Source organism: Candidatus Melainabacteria bacterium, assembly GCA_003963305.1.
In the GTDB taxonomy this organism is placed as follows: domain Bacteria; phylum Cyanobacteriota; class Vampirovibrionia; order Obscuribacterales; family Obscuribacteraceae; genus PALSA-1081.
On the sequence record RXJR01000006.1, the window covers coordinates 26345 to 43078 of the forward strand.

General features: G+C 48.4%; 12 protein-coding genes. 7 read left to right on the top strand and 5 right to left on the bottom strand.

Translation table 11 applies throughout. The features are described 5' to 3' along the window. Position 1: 1 nt before the first annotated feature. Entirely contained in the window at positions 2 to 553 is a 552-nt protein-coding gene (locus tag EKK48_07810) for a PIN domain-containing protein (GenBank protein RTL43642.1), read from the top strand. 201 nt (positions 554 to 754) lie between these two features. On the opposite strand, the gene EKK48_07815 is transcribed toward EKK48_07810, so the two are convergent. Next, positions 755 to 1270, bottom strand: a complete 516-nt coding sequence (locus tag EKK48_07815; protein ID RTL43643.1) for a hypothetical protein — start codon at positions 1268 to 1270, stop codon at positions 755 to 757. 223 nt (positions 1271 to 1493) lie between these two features. On the opposite strand from EKK48_07815, the gene EKK48_07820 reads away from it, so the two are divergent. Both EKK48_07820 and EKK48_07825 read left to right on the top strand, forming a co-directional pair. Then, a complete protein-coding gene (locus EKK48_07820) occupies positions 1494 to 3380 on the top strand; it encodes a PAS domain-containing sensor histidine kinase (protein RTL43644.1) in 1887 nt (628 codons plus the stop codon). Further along, on the top strand, positions 3310 to 5130 hold the full coding sequence (locus tag EKK48_07825) for a PAS domain S-box protein (protein RTL43645.1): 1821 nt from the start codon (positions 3310 to 3312) through the stop codon (positions 5128 to 5130). The genes EKK48_07820 and EKK48_07825 overlap by 71 nt, the downstream gene beginning before the upstream one ends. Before the next feature lie 5 nt (positions 5131 to 5135). Here the strand turns inward: EKK48_07825 and EKK48_07830 are convergent, their stop codons facing one another. From EKK48_07830 to EKK48_07840, 3 genes are all read right to left on the bottom strand, one after another. Then, on the bottom strand, positions 5136 to 5813 hold the full coding sequence (locus EKK48_07830; GenBank protein RTL43646.1) for a response regulator transcription factor: 678 nt from the start codon (positions 5811 to 5813) through the stop codon (positions 5136 to 5138). 43 nt (positions 5814 to 5856) lie between these two features. Further along, entirely contained in the window at positions 5857 to 6309 is a 453-nt protein-coding gene (locus tag EKK48_07835) for a sel1 repeat family protein (GenBank protein ID RTL43647.1), read from the bottom strand. 191 nt (positions 6310 to 6500) lie between these two features. Further along, positions 6501 to 7340, bottom strand: a complete 840-nt coding sequence (locus EKK48_07840; protein ID RTL43648.1) for a hypothetical protein — start codon at positions 7338 to 7340, stop codon at positions 6501 to 6503. Between the two features lie 196 nt (positions 7341 to 7536). On the opposite strand from EKK48_07840, the gene EKK48_07845 reads away from it, so the two are divergent. From EKK48_07845 to EKK48_07855, 3 genes are all read left to right on the top strand, one after another. Next, positions 7537 to 9255: a hypothetical protein gene (locus EKK48_07845; protein RTL43649.1), complete on the top strand. Its 1719-nt coding sequence runs from the start codon at positions 7537 to 7539 to the stop codon at positions 9253 to 9255. A gap of 302 nt (positions 9256 to 9557) precedes the next feature. Further along, positions 9558 to 11810, top strand: coding sequence for a LysM domain-containing protein (locus EKK48_07850; GenBank protein RTL43650.1), 2253 nt, complete (start codon positions 9558 to 9560; stop codon positions 11808 to 11810). Between the two features lie 35 nt (positions 11811 to 11845). Then, complete coding sequence (locus EKK48_07855) at positions 11846 to 13099, top strand: glycosyl transferase (GenBank protein ID RTL43651.1); 1254 nt, start codon at positions 11846 to 11848, stop codon at positions 13097 to 13099. Positions 13100 to 13145: 46 nt separating this feature from the next. On the opposite strand, the gene EKK48_07860 is transcribed toward EKK48_07855, so the two are convergent. Next, positions 13146 to 15503, bottom strand: coding sequence for a glycoside hydrolase family 31 protein (locus EKK48_07860; GenBank protein ID RTL43652.1), 2358 nt, complete (start codon positions 15501 to 15503; stop codon positions 13146 to 13148). Between the two features lie 248 nt (positions 15504 to 15751). Here EKK48_07860 and EKK48_07865 point away from each other — a divergent pair, with 248 nt between their 5' ends. Continuing rightward, the gene (locus EKK48_07865; protein RTL43653.1) at positions 15752 to 16708 is read left to right on the top strand and encodes an NAD(P)-dependent alcohol dehydrogenase; all 957 of its coding nucleotides are present in this window, start codon (positions 15752 to 15754) and stop codon (positions 16706 to 16708) included. The last annotated feature ends 26 nt before the right edge of the window (positions 16709 to 16734 follow it).

The window sequence follows — 16734 nt, forward strand, 5'->3', positions numbered from 1 at the left end:
CTTGGCAGTTTTTCCAGCTGTTCTTGACGCGTGTGTTCTTTTCAATCGTCCCGTAACAGATACCCTTCTGCGGGCGGTCGAATACGGGCTCTACCGTGTGCATTGGTCACAGCTTATTCTTGACGAGACTACGCGAAACCTCATAAAACGAAGAAAAATGAATGACGCTCAAGCAGCACATTTACAAGAAGAGATGGCTAAAGCCTTTCCAGAAGCAATGGTGTCCGTACCGGACAAGCTAATCGAGCAGATGACCAATGATGAAGGCGATCGCCATGTCACTGCTGCCGCTGTAGTCGCTCAGGCGCAAGTGATCGTGACTTTCAACATAGACCACTTCAAACCGAAAGATCTTGAACCATGGAATCTCGAAGCGCAGCACCCAGACGTATTTCTATCGCATCTGTTCGACCTGGATTCTTTTCTCTTCCTTCAAATAATCGAAGAACAAGCTGAAGACTTGACTGACGTGAGCGTGCCAGAGCTTTTAATGAAGCTTGAACCACATGTACCAAATTTTGTTTTACAGGTTCGCTCGCTCGCATCGTCGTAGATGATAGTGGGAAAACCCTCAAAAACTTCAGTCAAGGTCGGCGCTTATTGACTACCTCAGAATAGACATCACGAAAAACTTAGCGCCAATTTTTGGCAAAGTCCTGACATGACGTTTGGTCAGCTGGTAACTTCAAACAGACCCAAGATCGGAATCACTCAAGTTTAGTCGGAGCATCGCGAACGTTCAGCAGGTGTCGATCTACTCAAGCCAATCTTCGAGCGCAGCGTTACCCGGCAAAGGACGCGCAGGATAGTGTTTCGTCTTACCGTTCGCTTCGTAAACGATCTTACTGCCGTTTTTCTTTTCTACTGTAACTGTTTCAATTTTCTCGCCATTTTTCTTTGATTCAGTCACGCTCACGACATCTCGCTCCCTGCGTGCGTGTTCGGCAATCTTGTGTTGAACTTCGTTGGCGCTTTTCACGATTTCGTCCCAGGATTTCAACTTAGGCAATTCATCAGGGGCTGAATGCTTGACGCCCTTTTCTGCCTTGTCGTACAAAGGTTGTGATTTAGTGTCATTGAATTGTTTAAGCAAATCATCACAGGAAGGAAGGTCACAGGTCGGCAAAAAACTCTTTGAAGCGCTGATCGCTTTCTTGTATAAGTCGTTGCCGCCCTGGGTGAAAAGCGCTTCTGTAGAAAGTGCCGTAGTAAATTTCTGGCTGGATTCGGTGCGACCTTCAAAACTCTCAGCGGCTGAATTAAATGCCATTTCCGTATTCCTCACTTTTGCTCGACGCATGGGCGTTCTCTACCGATGGAGGGAGAATACGGAAAACTTGTATACAAGTTGTTTGCGTGCTTGCTGACGCGAATTCTGAAACCAGGTCTATACGCGCAAGGTTATTCTGCTCCTGCTCGAACTAAGTTTCGTGACCCTCCACTAAACATCGACACAAAAGTCTGGATCCTGGCGACGATTCGGGCATAATCTATTGCAATCTAGTGCGCAGGCACACAGCCGCAGCAGGGAAGGGGCAGCTCTGAATCTACTATCAAATCTCAATGCCAATCAGAAGGGACTGCTCTTGATACTGGTTCCTATCGTTTTTGAATTGATTTCCCTTTCGGTATTGGCAGGCACGCTCCTCTCCGCTGAAAAAGAGCTCACCACTCTGGAGCACGAGCAGCAAGTACTTCTCGATCTGCACAACATCGCCCGAATTTGCACACAAGCCTTTTTTGTGGTTGGTCGTAGCGACCAATCCGCAGACACCACCGAAGCTTTACGCGAGCTGGAGAAAGTCGAAGAACTCCTCAACACCATAACGAAAAATCGAGCCCTCAATCGAACTATCAGTCCTGAATTGAACGAAGTCATGGATGAAGCACAGTCGATGCTGCGAAGCATCTTAGCTATCGAGCAACAAGCAAAACGATATTTACTGGGTCCTCACGAGAGAATCACCCACATCGACGGCTTCCGCAGAGAAGTGGTGTCAACTGTAATTCAGTTCAGTGAACTATCGCACAAAATCGTCGCTATAGAATCAACTGTAGAAGCGACCAATGAGCAAGCGGTGTCAACCATCCGCCTCAAACTGAGTTTGTTGCTCTTATCAATCATTTCTTTGAGTGTACTCCTCACAATCGGACTGGTTTCGCTGTTTACGCGCGACTTACTTGGACGACTGTCATTGGTGAGCGATAGCGCAATCAAGCTAGCCATACGCGAGAAGTTGCCGCCATCTCAAGGCGGCAAAGACGAAATCGCCCAACTTGATCGAGCGCTCCATGATGCCGAGACAATTTTGACCGATGCTCGCATGCATGAAATGGCTATCCTAGACAACGCAAAGGACGTCTTATGCTCGTTAGACAAAAATCTGAAATTCGTCACGGTAGGTGATTCTGCAGTAAAAGAGTGGTCGTTCGAGCAATCGTCTTTAATCGGGAAATCTCTATTGACCCTGGTGACTGCCGGTACTCTAGAGGTCACTAAAAACACACTTCAGCGCATAGGAACTGGTCCAGCGGAAGGCACACTTGAAAATGCCATAGTCTGCGGAGACCGCTCGATAAAATACTTGCGCTGGTCGATACGTTGGCTAACGGCAAAGCAGATCTATTCTTGCGTCGTACATGACATTACAGAACTGGTAGAAATAGAACAATTGAAAAATCAGTTCCTCAGAATTGTCAGTCACGATCTGCGCACACCACTCAATTCTATCGGGCTGAGTGTTGACCTGCTTCTTTCAGGAAGGAACGGCATTCCAGGTACAGCCGTTGAAACGCAGCTACTCAAAATTCAACCGATCAGAGTTCGATTAAAGACTCTTATTGACGAACTTCTCGATTTAGAAAAATTGAAATCAGGAACCTTTGTTACTAATACAAAGTGCTTGCGAGTACATGGCTTTTGCTCACTGGGAATTGAGGCGGTGAGCTCATTAGCAGAAGCCGCTCAGATAACTATAGTAAGACCGATGAACGACGCTTTTGTTATGGGCGATGAGGGACGCCTGATTCAAGTCGTCGTCAATTTGCTATCCAATGCAATAAAGTTCTCCCCACCTGGATCGCGCATTACTGTAAAAATCGAAAAGCAAGCAGACGTCGTGGAAGTGCAGATTTCTGACCAGGGATGCGGTGTGCCTCCCGAAGATTTGAGCGTCGTTTTTCAAAAGTACAAGCAATCGAGAGCTACCGCGAACCGCACTAAAGTTCATAGCAGTGGACTGGGGCTAGCTATAGTGAAATCAATAATCGAAGCACACGGCGGAACTCTGGGAGTATTTAACAATCAGGATGCCGGAAGCACTTTCTGGTTCAATTTGCCTCGCTATCGCAATCCCGAAATCGAAGATGAGGAGCTCTAATATGAACCTGCTCCAGCGAGGCATACTGGTCACAACTTTTCCGCTTATTTGCCAGATCCTGTTTGTTGGCTGGCTGAGTTTTCTTTTGTGGCAAGTTCAAACATCACTAATCAGAATTTCGCACGCACATCAGATTACGAAAGAGACACACGAGTTAGTTGCGAATCTCACTCAAGAGAACGTTATGAATTTACTTTCTCTGGAGCCGCAGCCAATCGCAGCTACCATGGACAAATTCAATAAAAGCATCGACCATTTAGCATCCGAGACCAAAGACGACCTGGCACTGCAAGAACAATTGAACAAAGTACGGGCAGCATCCGATAACAATTTCCGCGTCATCTTGCTTCGCGCCAGGCATGGACCACAGTGGCATCAGCTCGAGATCGATCGCCAATTAATGAAATACAGCAGTATTTTTTACTCTGCCAGTTCAGCCCTGATCGATCAAGTGGAAATGAAATACGGGGCGCATCCGGTCGATATAGACAATTTAAAAATGTACATTGCCTCGGCTATCGCCTTTGCCGTTCCAAGCAGCCTGATTATCTCGTTTTTGCTAGCTCGAAGTTACGCGCGTGGAATTCGAAACCCATTAACACACATTTGTGCGAACAGCCAGTTGATGTCCAATGAGCAACCACTCCTGGAACCACTTAAGAGTCATGACGAAATTGGTCGTTTAGATCGCCTGATCCATCAAGTTGCACGATCGCTGGAAGAGACTCTCGCCAGAGAAAGAGATCTCATTAGCAATGCCGCAGAACTGATCTGTGTTATCGATGTTAATGGATTTTTCGTTAGCGCGAACCCTTACGCCGAGCGCCTTCTTGGCGTTAAATCTGAACAAATTATCGGCAAGCACTTAGTCGATGTGGTGGCTCAGCACGATAGAAGCACAGCAGACGACAAGATCGGAAAGACACACGCTGATCAGGGATCGTCTGTTTTTGACCTACAGCTTGTGAGAGCAGACGGTGAACTGATTGATACTACCTGGTCAATTTTCTGGTCAGCGATGAGGCAAAGTTTCTTTTGCGTGGTGCAAGACGTTACGGAGCAAAAAAAGGTTGACCGCATGCGTCAAGATTTTGTGGATATGATTAGCCATGACCTTCGCAGTCCGCTTTGCGCGATCAATGTTTCGCTAGAAGTTGCGTATGAGCACGCAAAGCGGCTTGGACTAGATGACACCTTATCAGAATTGAAGTCTTCTATAAAAAACACAGAGCTCTTGATAAATTTCGTTAATAGCCTTCTCGATTTCCAGAAGTTGAAGTCAGGCAAAATGGAAATTCAGCGAGTGAGATGCGACATAGTGCAGCTAATATCGCAAGCATCCGATTTGGTGCTCAGTTCTGCGGAAGCGAAAGGCATCAATGTCGAGATTCCATCCAATCAATGTTTCGTCGAATGCGATCCTCAAAAAATAATTCAAACAGTAATGAATTTACTCAGCAACGCCATCAAGTTTTCAAACAAGAACACCAGTGTGTGCGTCTCAATCGAACATCTTGCGAATTTTACAAAGGTGCTGGTCAGCGACAATGGTCCCGGGATTCCGGAGGAAAACCGCGAAAACATTTTTGATGCCTTCTATCAAATCGGCGCAGCCAACTCAAAAGAAGGCACTGGGCTCGGTCTGGCGATATGTAAGCTAATCATTGAAACGCACGGCGGAACAATCGGCGTCACAGGCAACCATCCTAACGGCAGCATCTTTTGGTTCACGCTGCCCAACTCGCAATAACTAAACTACTCCTGATTATCGAGTAGATAGCCGGACCCTTGCACGGTGCGAATCAGATCAGACTTACCGGCACTCTCCAGCTTCTGTCGAAGGTTTCGCATCCAACTTCTTACCGTCTGGCTGGAGGCACTTTTATCTGATGGCCATACCGCATCTAGTATGTCTTTCGATCCGAAAAAACGATTCGGATGTCTCAAAAAATGCTCAAGCAGTGCAGATTCAGTTGGCATCAAGCGATAGGGAACGTTATCCACGAACATAGTATGCGAAGGCGCGTGCAGAACCAAATTCCCGCATCTCAGCTCATTATGGAGCAGACCAGCTGTTCTGCGCATTACGCTGCGAATGCGGCTTGAAAGTTCTCTCACGTCAAACGGTTTAACGAGATAGTCATCAGCGCCAATATCCAATCCTTCTAATTTATCTGTTATTTCGCCGCGCCCAGTCAGAAAAATAATGGGCGTTCTCCCGCCGGTTGCACGGAATCGCTTGCAGACCTCGGTTCCAGAAATCCCTGGCAAAGTACGATCTAACAGCACGACATCGAACTGAAAATTACTCAACATCTGCAGAGCGTCTTCGCCCGTGTTGACCGATTCGAAAAGATAACCTTCGTCAGAAAACCAAATTTTGAGTTTCTCTGCTAATTCGCCATCGTCTTCGACCAGCAATAATTTTGCCACTTTTCATAATCTCGGCCAAACACACACAAAATAGCATATTCCCCTAGGCCACCATGGCTAAATTCTTTCGCGCAGCCTCCAGTCCCTTGGCAGCTGCGATGGCAAAACTTACTCTGGCAAGGGTGAGATCTGCTTCTTCCGTGAGACCAAAACCCATCATCAGACCTAGATTATTTTCTGCACTCGGGCATCCTCTTGATACAGCCTCTTCGAGGAGGAATCTGGCGATAGTGTAATTTCTTTCCACGTGGATCCCCTGCACATACATGTAAGCCAGGTTTGAAAGTGCGGAGAGGCAGCCATGGTTGCACGCAGTCTTGAACCAGTAATAGGCCGCGGAACTGTTCCGATCAATATCTGTGCCAGCCAGAAGCGCGACGGCAAAGGAATTTTGTGCCTCAGCATCATTTTCCAGAGCTCGCAGCCACAATTCGCTTGTTGCAATGTTGAAGGCTATTTTCTGTTCTGGAGCAAAATTTTGAAAACCGCATTCCATGTGTCAAAATTCCTTGTGATTGAATTTCCTGGCGATTAAGGTTCCTGGTGATTGAAGTTCCTGGTGATTGTTGATGCCTGTAGTCTTTGCTGATAAGAGTTCAGCAGTCACGCTGATTGCGATAGCGAAACTTCAAGTGAACTCAAGATAGACTAGAGAGCGTGCAAAATGCGTGCAACTCTAATGCCAGGCTAGCGGCTGGCATTTCCCAAATTTGACATCAGACGCTTCAATCTGTCTCTATCTTTATCGTAATTAGAACGACCGACCTCTTCATCGATATGAGTGCCGATAGCCGCTCCCGCTAACGAAAAGACAGCAGCACCAACTAACATGGCCGGGAGCTTCGGAAATGCATTCACTGCTCGCCCGAGAAACGCAGCACCAGCCTCTCCCTCACAACATTGACTGAGAGAGCGGAGGAAATTCATTCTCAACCGAGCACCGGCTCCTGCTCCCAGTATTGAACCGGCAGTGACACCAAGAAAACCAGCACCGATCTCTGTTCTGGCTGTCTGTTCATACAGTTGCCGCTCTCTATTGCTGGTGTCAGAACAACCTCCGTCCACTCTTGTTTTATATATGTCATGAAAAAGTTTGACATCTTCTTTTCTGATACCACTATTCAATCCCCAGGAGGCTCTGCTAAGTCCTTTTAAATCGTCAAAATTTGCAGACAATTCATCAAGCATGGCTTCGCGGCGAGATTCTGCAGGATTTATCCAGGTGCGCAGAGATGACGGCAGTCTTAAAGGATTGTGCTTATATGTTTCAATATCCGCCTCTGTTATTTGAGTTCGATCCCGAGAAATGGTCTGGAAAGAGTCGTTGAACTCTTTATAAAATTCTTCGGCTGTCAGTGCCGGTTTGGCGTTAACTGGTCTTGCTTGCTTTCCAATCAGATCTAGATATTGATTCGTCAAAGCGGAGGGTGAATGTTCGCCAAACGATGAAGGCTTCTCGTGGTCATCGGATACGGATTTCTTTGCTAAACGCGTATCTTCGCATTTTGTCGAACTCTCAAGTGTCATATCTTTACTCCAAGCTATCTTTTGAAAAGATGCACCAAAAATGCTTCACCTTCGGACACCGTCACCTTAGCAACACAAGTGTGCAAATACCGTGCAACTGCAAAAGCCGCGCAATTGAGCAATTGCCACAGCTTTGCACGCTATTTGCACCCGGAAAAATCTATGTTTAACGTACCTATATCTGAGGCAAGCGTATATGGCAAGTGAGATCAAAACCGAAGAATTTGCCCTGACTGGCAAAAACGAGCAGTCATCGGTGGCAGCCGCGCTGTTGGCTGATACCTACAATGCTGTGAAATTTGCCGACAAGTATCCGACCTGGATGTATGAGACTGTCCAACCGCTGTTGCTTGGTTTGGCGAGCGACAATAACGATAAATTAGATGAACGACAAAAAAACTTCTTTTCACCAGGCGAAACAATTGCGGCTGAGGAATCCAGTAAAAAGAATGAGCCTCGTATTGATTTTGATAAAGTTCCACGTCCCGGCGATTTTAGAGGCAGTATCCAGATTGATGGAGTCGAACGTGAATATCTGCTGCACGTGCCACCCGGCTACAGCGGCAGCCAACCAATACCACTCGTGGTGGCTTTGCATGGATTAGGCGGCAACGCCAGCCAGTTTGCGCGTGAGAGCAACATAAGCACCCTGGCCGACAAACATAACTTTATTGTAGTTTATCCAGATGCAAGACCATGGTTCGGCGAGAAACAATTGAAGATCTGGGACGCTGCTAACGGTCTGGTGAACGGGAACCAGGGCGACAACGAACTCAAGTTTTTACGGTCCATAATTGAGAAAACTCAAAGCCAAGCCAGCATCGACAGCCAGCGCATATACGTGACCGGAATTTCGAACGGTGGCATGATGACGTTTGATGCAGCGGCGGCTCTGTCCGACAAAATTGCAGCGATTGCCGTCGTCAGCGGTGCGATGAGTGGTAAAGAAAAGCCACCCAGTCAACCGCTCTCAGTACTAAATATACATGGCACCGATGACGCCATTATTCCAATCGAGGGTGTCGAAGGAGTGCCTTCTCTTCTTTCCGAGGCAGGAATTCCAACGCTTAAGCCAAACTGGTATGTGTCGAATTATTGGAATGCAGTTAATGGCAACGCAGAACCATCGCAAATCGAATTTAAGGAGAATCAGGTCATTGAGCGCTGGACCAATTCTAAAAGCGGCGCCGAAGTCGAGCAGAGGATCATAATAGGTGGACGGCATAAACTGGATGAACCAGCACAGACAGCCGATGCTATCTGGCAATTTTTTATGCGCCACCCAAAGATCGCTTCAACTGAGACCAAAACTCCACCGCATGATCATCCTCAAGACTCAGTAGCCGAACAAGCAAATGAAAACAGCAACACTGTTCTACCAAACTCACAGATAGGACATTTAGTGGAGCGTGTGCAGAACCTTCCTGATGGCTCCTTCAACCCCGGCAAGCTCTACTCGAAGCTAGAAGGTGGCTTGCACAATAAGCTGAGCACTAGATGCGATCAGTTAATCAGGGCAATAAATACTGCGTCGAAACAGGGAAACCATTTTGAGTTAAAGCTGAATCAGTCTGAAAAAATTCCATTGTCGACTCAAGTTCCTGCGCTTGGCACCACGGTTAGCCTGGACGATCTCGAAATCGGCAATCTATCGTTTGATATGAGCAAAGAAAACAATCTGGTGCACGTAGAGCATGTTGCCGGTCTGACAATACATGGCAACTTCTGGGGGTGGAACTTATCGAGTCGCGTGGATCAACTCGCTGAGCAGGTAAACAGGGAAGGGCAGCATTTTTACCGCCTTCAATTCGACAACCCGATGCCGTATGTACTTCGACAGGTTTCGATGACTCCAGAGAAGTTGTCCGTTGATGTCAGAATGGAAACGGATGGAACGGCGACGATTATGCGCTAGGCTAGAAAGCTTTCCTGACTTATACAAAACTCGCCACGCTGGATCCAAGGGTTTATCAGCTAAATAGCTGCTTATCTCTGCAAGAACCGTGCTTCTTGAATAACCTCACTCGCCATTAACTGCTATTCAGTTGCCCTATTCAAGCCTAATCGACAAAATTGGCAAAGTTCTGGCAATCGAACCGTCCTGCCCACCGGTTTAATTAGCCTTTTTGCCAAAAATAACTTACTATCTTCAACACCCTTGGCATCCTTCTTACCAGTACCCCCTGCTCTTCAACAACGCCTTGGACGTGTCATTAAATGGCATCGGACAAACCTGATTCTATTGAACGGGCACCTGCCCCGACAAACGCTGTCTGGACTTCCGATCTAATGGACGGCGGACGTATACAGCGGCGCATAAACAGGGCCCTGAGCGAGTCGCTGGGATTGCCGAAGGTAGCCATCGACTTTGCCGACAATCAAGACCATACAGTTGCTCTAAACAACAACGCGGTTCAGCAAGACTCACGCTCGCCCGACGAACGAGTGCGCGACCCGAAAAAAGCCGATGAGCGCGGGCTCGGTCTCGAACACGCACATGAGCAGGATACACGCCCGCCTGACGAGCGCGTGCGTCCTGCTCAAAAAGCAGATGCCAGCTGGGATCCATATGAATCGCTGCAAGCAGGCAACGGCGATTTATCCGATCTTTTAAATCAAGTAAGCAACTATCGCGGCGCCGAAATTCACTTAAAAGTAGAACCCGGCACATACACTGCTAAGCCGGGTGAAACGCTCGAACGCATCGCTGAAAAGCACCTCGGTCCTACCGCAACGAAGGAACAAATAGCACAGCATGCCGGGGAGATAGCTCGCTACAATCAAATTTCGCCAACAAGAGAAGCCGGATTCGGTCTGCATGTTCTGCGGCCGAACGAACAAGTTAGATTGCCTGGACACGACAAAGACGGAAGCACGATCTTCACAGACTCGCAGGGCACACGCTTCACCTACAGCACCGACGGCAAAACAAAAGCTGAATTCAAAGACGGCACCACTTACGTCCGTACTCCTGACGCATCAGGCGGATACACCGACGTTCACAACGGACCCAGACCGGAAGATCGTTTCGAAGTCACAATCAACAAGGATGGCAGTGTCGAGAAAACAACTCGTGCAGAGGCACCAACACAGGACAAAAATGCCGAAAGAGAAAAGCTCGATCATCTTGCTGACACTAAAATAGGACTACTCAAAGAACGCGCTCAATTCAAAGAAGACATGATAGCTTTCGAGCAACGCGCCAGAGAGCAGCACCTGAGCGACGAAGAAGTGGCGAAAACTTATCACGAAATCTCTCGGGTGCTTGAAGCAAAAGGCACGCAACCGATGGACGATCGCAAAAGAGTGCGCGTCGCTCTTGGCATAATGGCGGTGGCAGCCGAGCCGACTTCTAACGATCAAGGGATGCACAATACCTGCAATGTCACGGCAATAGAAAACAGATTATTCACGCGCGAACCATCCAGCGCTGCGAAATTAGTCGCAGATGTCGCCACCACCGGCAAATACACTGCGCCTGACGGAACCACAGTGAAATTAGACAGGTCCAGCTTCTCCACATTCGGCGAAGAAGCCAACAACGCGGCCCGCGGCACAAACGAACGAAATTACGCCAGCCAACTCTTCAACGTCACGGCAGTGAATTTGCTTCTGGTGAAACACAACGAAGCCACCATTCCTCCAGGCGATCTTCGATACAGCCAGGAACGGTCGACAGGTCACAAAGACAGCGGAGAACGCCTTCGCGACTACTCTACTAATCCGCCCACCAAGATCGCTGAAGATCCTAATGAAGCTGCCATGTTTAACGGCATGCTCACTATCAATACGACGCTTACTGGTCGTTTCGAACCGCAAGCTTTCATGAGCCACAAAGATTCAATAACGGCGCAGGACGACAAGATCGCTTCATATGCAACCAAAGAAGAATTTGAAGCGAAACTAGCGGCAGCCAAAGCCGACGGTACCTTTCCAATCGTGCTGGGCGTGCACGCAAGCAATCGTCCATTCTTCGACCCGAATTCGAAACGTCCGTTACATGTGGACCAGGCACTCGCGGACGGTCACATTGTTTTGGTGACGGGTTACGACCCAGTCAAGCACACTGTCACCTACGATAATCAGTGGGGTAACAGCGAAGATCACAGTGATGACAAGCCGGTTTCGATTGATGACATGTTCAAGGCGACAAAGCGTGTGTCAGCGACTGAGTGGCTCGATCGCATTGAGCAGAGACACTCGCAGATGACGGAAAACCAATATGCAAATAACATCGAGAAACTCGTGAAAAATTACGAGATGCTTTGGAACGCTCAGAAAGGTGGCGATGTGCCTGGAGCAGTAGATGAGCAGGATCAGCTAGCAGCGATCGCTAAAGTCAACGCAATGCTGAAAAAGATCAGCCCGGCACGAGCCGATCTGGTGCGGAAACACTTGAAGGATTTTCTGGAGCATAATGAAGACCCTCCAGCTGTGAATAATACAATCGCCCCGCCAGTAGCAAACTGATTCAAGATTCATAGAACCGCACTGAATTGTACCCGATGTCAAAATACTATTTTTTTAGTGGACCACAATCTGGAAACGTTAACCCAACTCTTGCTATTGCGCAGGGTCTCGTAGAGCGCGGCAACCAGGTTGTGTATTACTTGACGGAGGAATATAGAGACGTCATTGAAAGCACTGGTGCAACCTTTCGTAGCTACAATTCGGTCTTGAAAAGCTCCATCGGTAAACCTCAGTCCGATACGCAGAGTAATCGAGACCTGCAAGTGAGCGCTCCCTGGATTAATAGCAACTTGGTTAAGGAGTGCTCAATCGTTGTGCCAAACGTGCTCCAAGATTTGAACACCGAAGCAAAGCCAGATGCCATCATTTACGGACAAATGGCACTTTGGGGACGAATGCTCGCACAGATTCTGCAGATACCAGCCGTGTTGCTTCGGCCAACATTCGCGTCGAACGAGCACTTCAATCTTCTTGAAACGTTGCACAAAATGTTTTACACCGCTGAACAAAGACAGGAACGTACTTTAACGTTTGCGAAAGCAAATAAGGAGATGCATGAACTTTGCGAACACTATGCTATTGAGCCATTTCCGGTTACTGACGCGATGGATTACGGCGAACCCTTAACGCTAGTGACACAGCCACGCTCGTTTCAATATGAGGGCACCACCTTCGACAAACGCTTTCACTTTGTTGGACCGTGCATCCTACCGCGTCCTGATTTCAGTCATTTCCCACTTGAGCAAATTGAGTCGAAGCCAACTCTGTACATCTCTTTGGGCACCGCATTCAATGGCAATTCGGAATTCTACAATATGTGCTTTAAGGCCTTTTCTGATACCAAATGGCAGGTCGTGCAATCCATCGGCAATCGGTTGAAATTAGAGCAGCTTGACCCCGTGCCAAACAACTTCATTGTCTCCCCATACGTGCCGCAGCTTGATGTATTAAAACGATCAGACATATTTGTGACGCACGGTGGAATGAACAGTGTGATGGAGGGACTAAGCAATGGGGTGCCGCTTGTCGTTGTCCCACAATCGGGCGAGCAGATGTTGAGCGCGCAACGCGTTGAGCAACTGGGTATCGGTCTTGCCCTGCACCCTCGCGACGTCACAGTATCCAGCCTGCGGAAGGCAGTCGAACAAATCTCCAGTCAGTCCTCTTATCGTGAACGCGCAAGTTCACTTCAGGAGGATATACAACGCGCTGGCGGCTACCAAACAGCAGTGGATGCTATTACCACTTACACAAAAAATCGCAAATTGCCCGGGTACTCAATCCTTTGACGACGCTTAATTTGACTCCGCAAAAAGGAATGAGCCGGAAATTCTTCTACTGCGCGCGAACCGTTATTGCGGAGCCAGGCAGAGGTTTTGCAACATTATCTCTGTCCGATGCTGATGTCGCGTTGCCGCCCTTGTACTTCAGTGTGAAGTGCTCGCAGACTCCCTTCAGATAAGCCGGCGTCGTGCCATCGTCCTGATACAAATGACCGACGGCAGCACCTTCACTGTCTGGATAGACTTCGTATTTAATCGCATCGCCACCAGGCTGTCCGACAAAATCGACTGCTGCGCCGGTCGGTATGATGCTGCCGGCTTTGACGAAAAGAGGCACCGTATCAAGTGGCGCATCGACCGAAATATACTGACCGCCCTCGTACTTTTTACCGGAGAAATAGTCATACCATTGACCTTTAGGAAGATAAAGATCGCGTTTGGTAACGCCGGGATGTAAAACCGGTGCAGCAAGCAAGGCATCGCCAACCATAAATTCATCGTCGATACCGAGAACATTGTAATCGTCTTGATCTTCGAGAATCAGCGGACGGAACCATGGCGTTCCCGTCTCGTGCGCTTCTGCCAAAACGGTGTAGAGATAAGGCAAAAGGTGATATCTCAACTTTACGAATTTCCGAATGATGTCTTCGTATTTTTTACCGAAGCGCCATGGTTCCTGATCGTTATGATCGACAGCATGATGATTTCTGAGAAACGGAGTCAGGAAACCAATCTGATACGAACGTGTCAAAAATTCCCCGTCACTTCGCCCCATATAGCCGCCGAGATCGGCTCCGACAAAACTCTCGCCGCTCAGACCGAGCGTTTCAAACATCGGGATACTGAGCGCCAGAGCTTCCCATGAAGCGTTGCTGTCACCAGTCCACATGGTGGCATAGCGTTGAATACCAGCGTATCCGCTTCGCGTGATCACATATGGGCGCTCGTCAGGACGCAACCGTTGAAGCCCCTCATAAGTTGCCTTGCACTCCAGAAGAGCGAAAAGATTGCGCATTTTGTCATGCTTTGAATGTTCGCCATCATCGTAGTTGACGACATCTTTCCACAATCCGCCGTCACGACTGACAAAATCGGCAGGTTCGTTCATGTCATTCCAGATGCCTGAAACGCCTGCATCCAATAAGCTTCTGTGTTGGTCGCCCCACCACTTTGCCGCATCGGGCAATGTGTAATCGACAAACACAGACTTCCCTGGCCAGACCTCTCCGACATATGGTTCACCATTTGCCTTTTTGAGGAAGTAGTTATGTACAGTGCCCTCATTGAACACGTTATAAGTGCCGCCTGACTCGTGTTTCACACCCGGGTCGATGATTGTCACAGCTTTCACGCCCTGTTCGTTTAACCACTTTATCAACCCTTTCGGGTCAGGAAAGCGCTCATGGTTCCACGTGAAGACGCGGTAGCCGTCCATGTAGTGAATGTCTAAATGCAGAGCATCCAGTGGAATATTTTCCTTCTTGTAACGGGTAACGACGTCTCTAACTTGCTGTTCGTTCGCGTAGCTGTAGCGGCTTTGCTGATTGCCCAGTGCCCACTTCGGCGGCAGCGGCATGCGCCCTGTAAGTTCTGTATAGCGGTTGAGAATTTTCTTTATGGAAGGTCCATAGAAAAAGTAGTAATTCATTTCACCGCCATCAGCCTGAAAAATAACGTGCTCAGGATCTGTGGACGACAGGTCGAAGTGAGTGCGATAGCTGTTGTCGAAGAAGATGCCATAGGCAGAACCGCGCCAGGCAGAATCGGCGGGGTCCATCAAAAGTCCAATGTAAAACGGGATGCTCTGGTAGATCGGGTCTCGACCGAGCACATAGCCAGGTGTATCCGAACTCCACATCTCATAAGCATCGTGGCGCTTGTCGAGATGCGCCGCCTTTTCGCCCAACCCGTAGAAGTGCTCTTCAGAACTTATGGACTTGGCTGCTGCCACCGCACCAGTCGACGAGTTATATTGCATCGGCAGCCCGTCTGCATTGATCAGTCGGTTAGTGTGCGCATCGTAGAAGGAAATCTTCAAAGGTTTGCGGCTTACAACTACGTGCAGCTCGGATGTGTCCAACGAGAGTTCATCCTTAGTCTGCGAAACCTTGAACGGAACGCTATCCCATTTTGTACGTGCAATTGCCCACGAATGATCGTGCTGCGGCAAACTGGTTTTAAACGCGGCCCGCACGCGCACCAAATCTGGTGCAAGAACTTGCAGACGTATATGGCTATTATCGTCACAATCGATCAACACACCATCATCTGTTTTCGTCATTCCAGCAAAATTGCCAATCGCCTGCATGGTGGTCAAGTCAACAGCGAACGCTTGCGAACCACTTGAAAGCATCAACAGACAAATAAGCAACAGGTACGCCACTACTTTAAAAGACGCTGGGGATCGCATGACATTCCTTTTCGATGAAGGCTGGAGCTGCAGTCTCTGAGGCGGTCAGAACACTTCTGGCAGAGCCGACCAGAATAAGGCAGGTTCTTCCGCTTATCCGCAACAAATATACTAGACCAGCAGATAACCGGCTAGGTAATGCACCGCGCTAATTTGTCCCGCGTCGACTTGTCACACTTTGACTTGTCACACCCTGCCTTCTCCCACGCTGTAGTATCCTTTAGCTCCGACACGCAGGGGAGAATGCAATGCGCGCTTTAACCATCCACGAATATGGCTCACCAGATGTATTCAAGGTGGAAGATATCGAAAAACCGATACCTGGAAATTATCAGGTTCTTGTCGAGGTGAAAAGCTCATCAATCAATCCGGTTGATTGGAAAATTCGCGCTGGTCATTTATCTCTGATAATTCCAAAACATTGGCCGAGAGTATTAGGCGTCGACTGCGCAGGCGTAGTTGCAGAAGTCGGCAGCGCCGTTCGTAAATTCGCGCCTGGTGACAAAGTTTTCGGAATGTCAAACCCGCTTAGAACACCATTTGGAGCGTACTCTCAATACTGCATTTGCGAAAAGGACAGCCTCGCAAAAATGCCAGAGGGACTTTCGTTCGAAGATGCAGCGTCAATTCCAGTTGCCGCACTGACCGCCTACAAAGCCTTCAAGCAGCAAATTAAACTACAGACCGGTCAAACTGTTCTCATCAACGGTGCTTCCGGTGGAGTCGGTAGTTTCGCTGTCCAGATCGCCAGATCGATGGGCGCAAAAATTGTGGCGACATGCGGTGCCGACAATATAGAATTTGTCAAAGAACTCGGCGCCGACGATGTGATCGATTACAAAGAGCAAGACGTGGCGAAGCTTACGCAAAAGTTTGACGGCATATTTGATGCCAGCGCGAAGCTGAATTTTCGTACAGCGTCGAAGATGTTGAACAAGCATGGTGTCTACGTTACAACGGTACCGGATGCATACACGATTCTCGGCTTGCTGACGTCACCTTTCTGCCGACAGAAAGCATATATTGTCAGTGCCGGAAGCGGTGCATTTGTGTCGCAAGAGCTCTCGGAAATCGCCGAACTGGTTTTATCAGGACAGGTAAAACCGATCATTGCAACATCAATATCGCTGGAACAAGTGCCGGAATTTCAAAAACTTTCAGAGGCAGGACATGCGCGCGGAAAAACAGTCATAAAGGTCTCTTAGTGAGCTTAAGGCTCTGTCGGAAACAA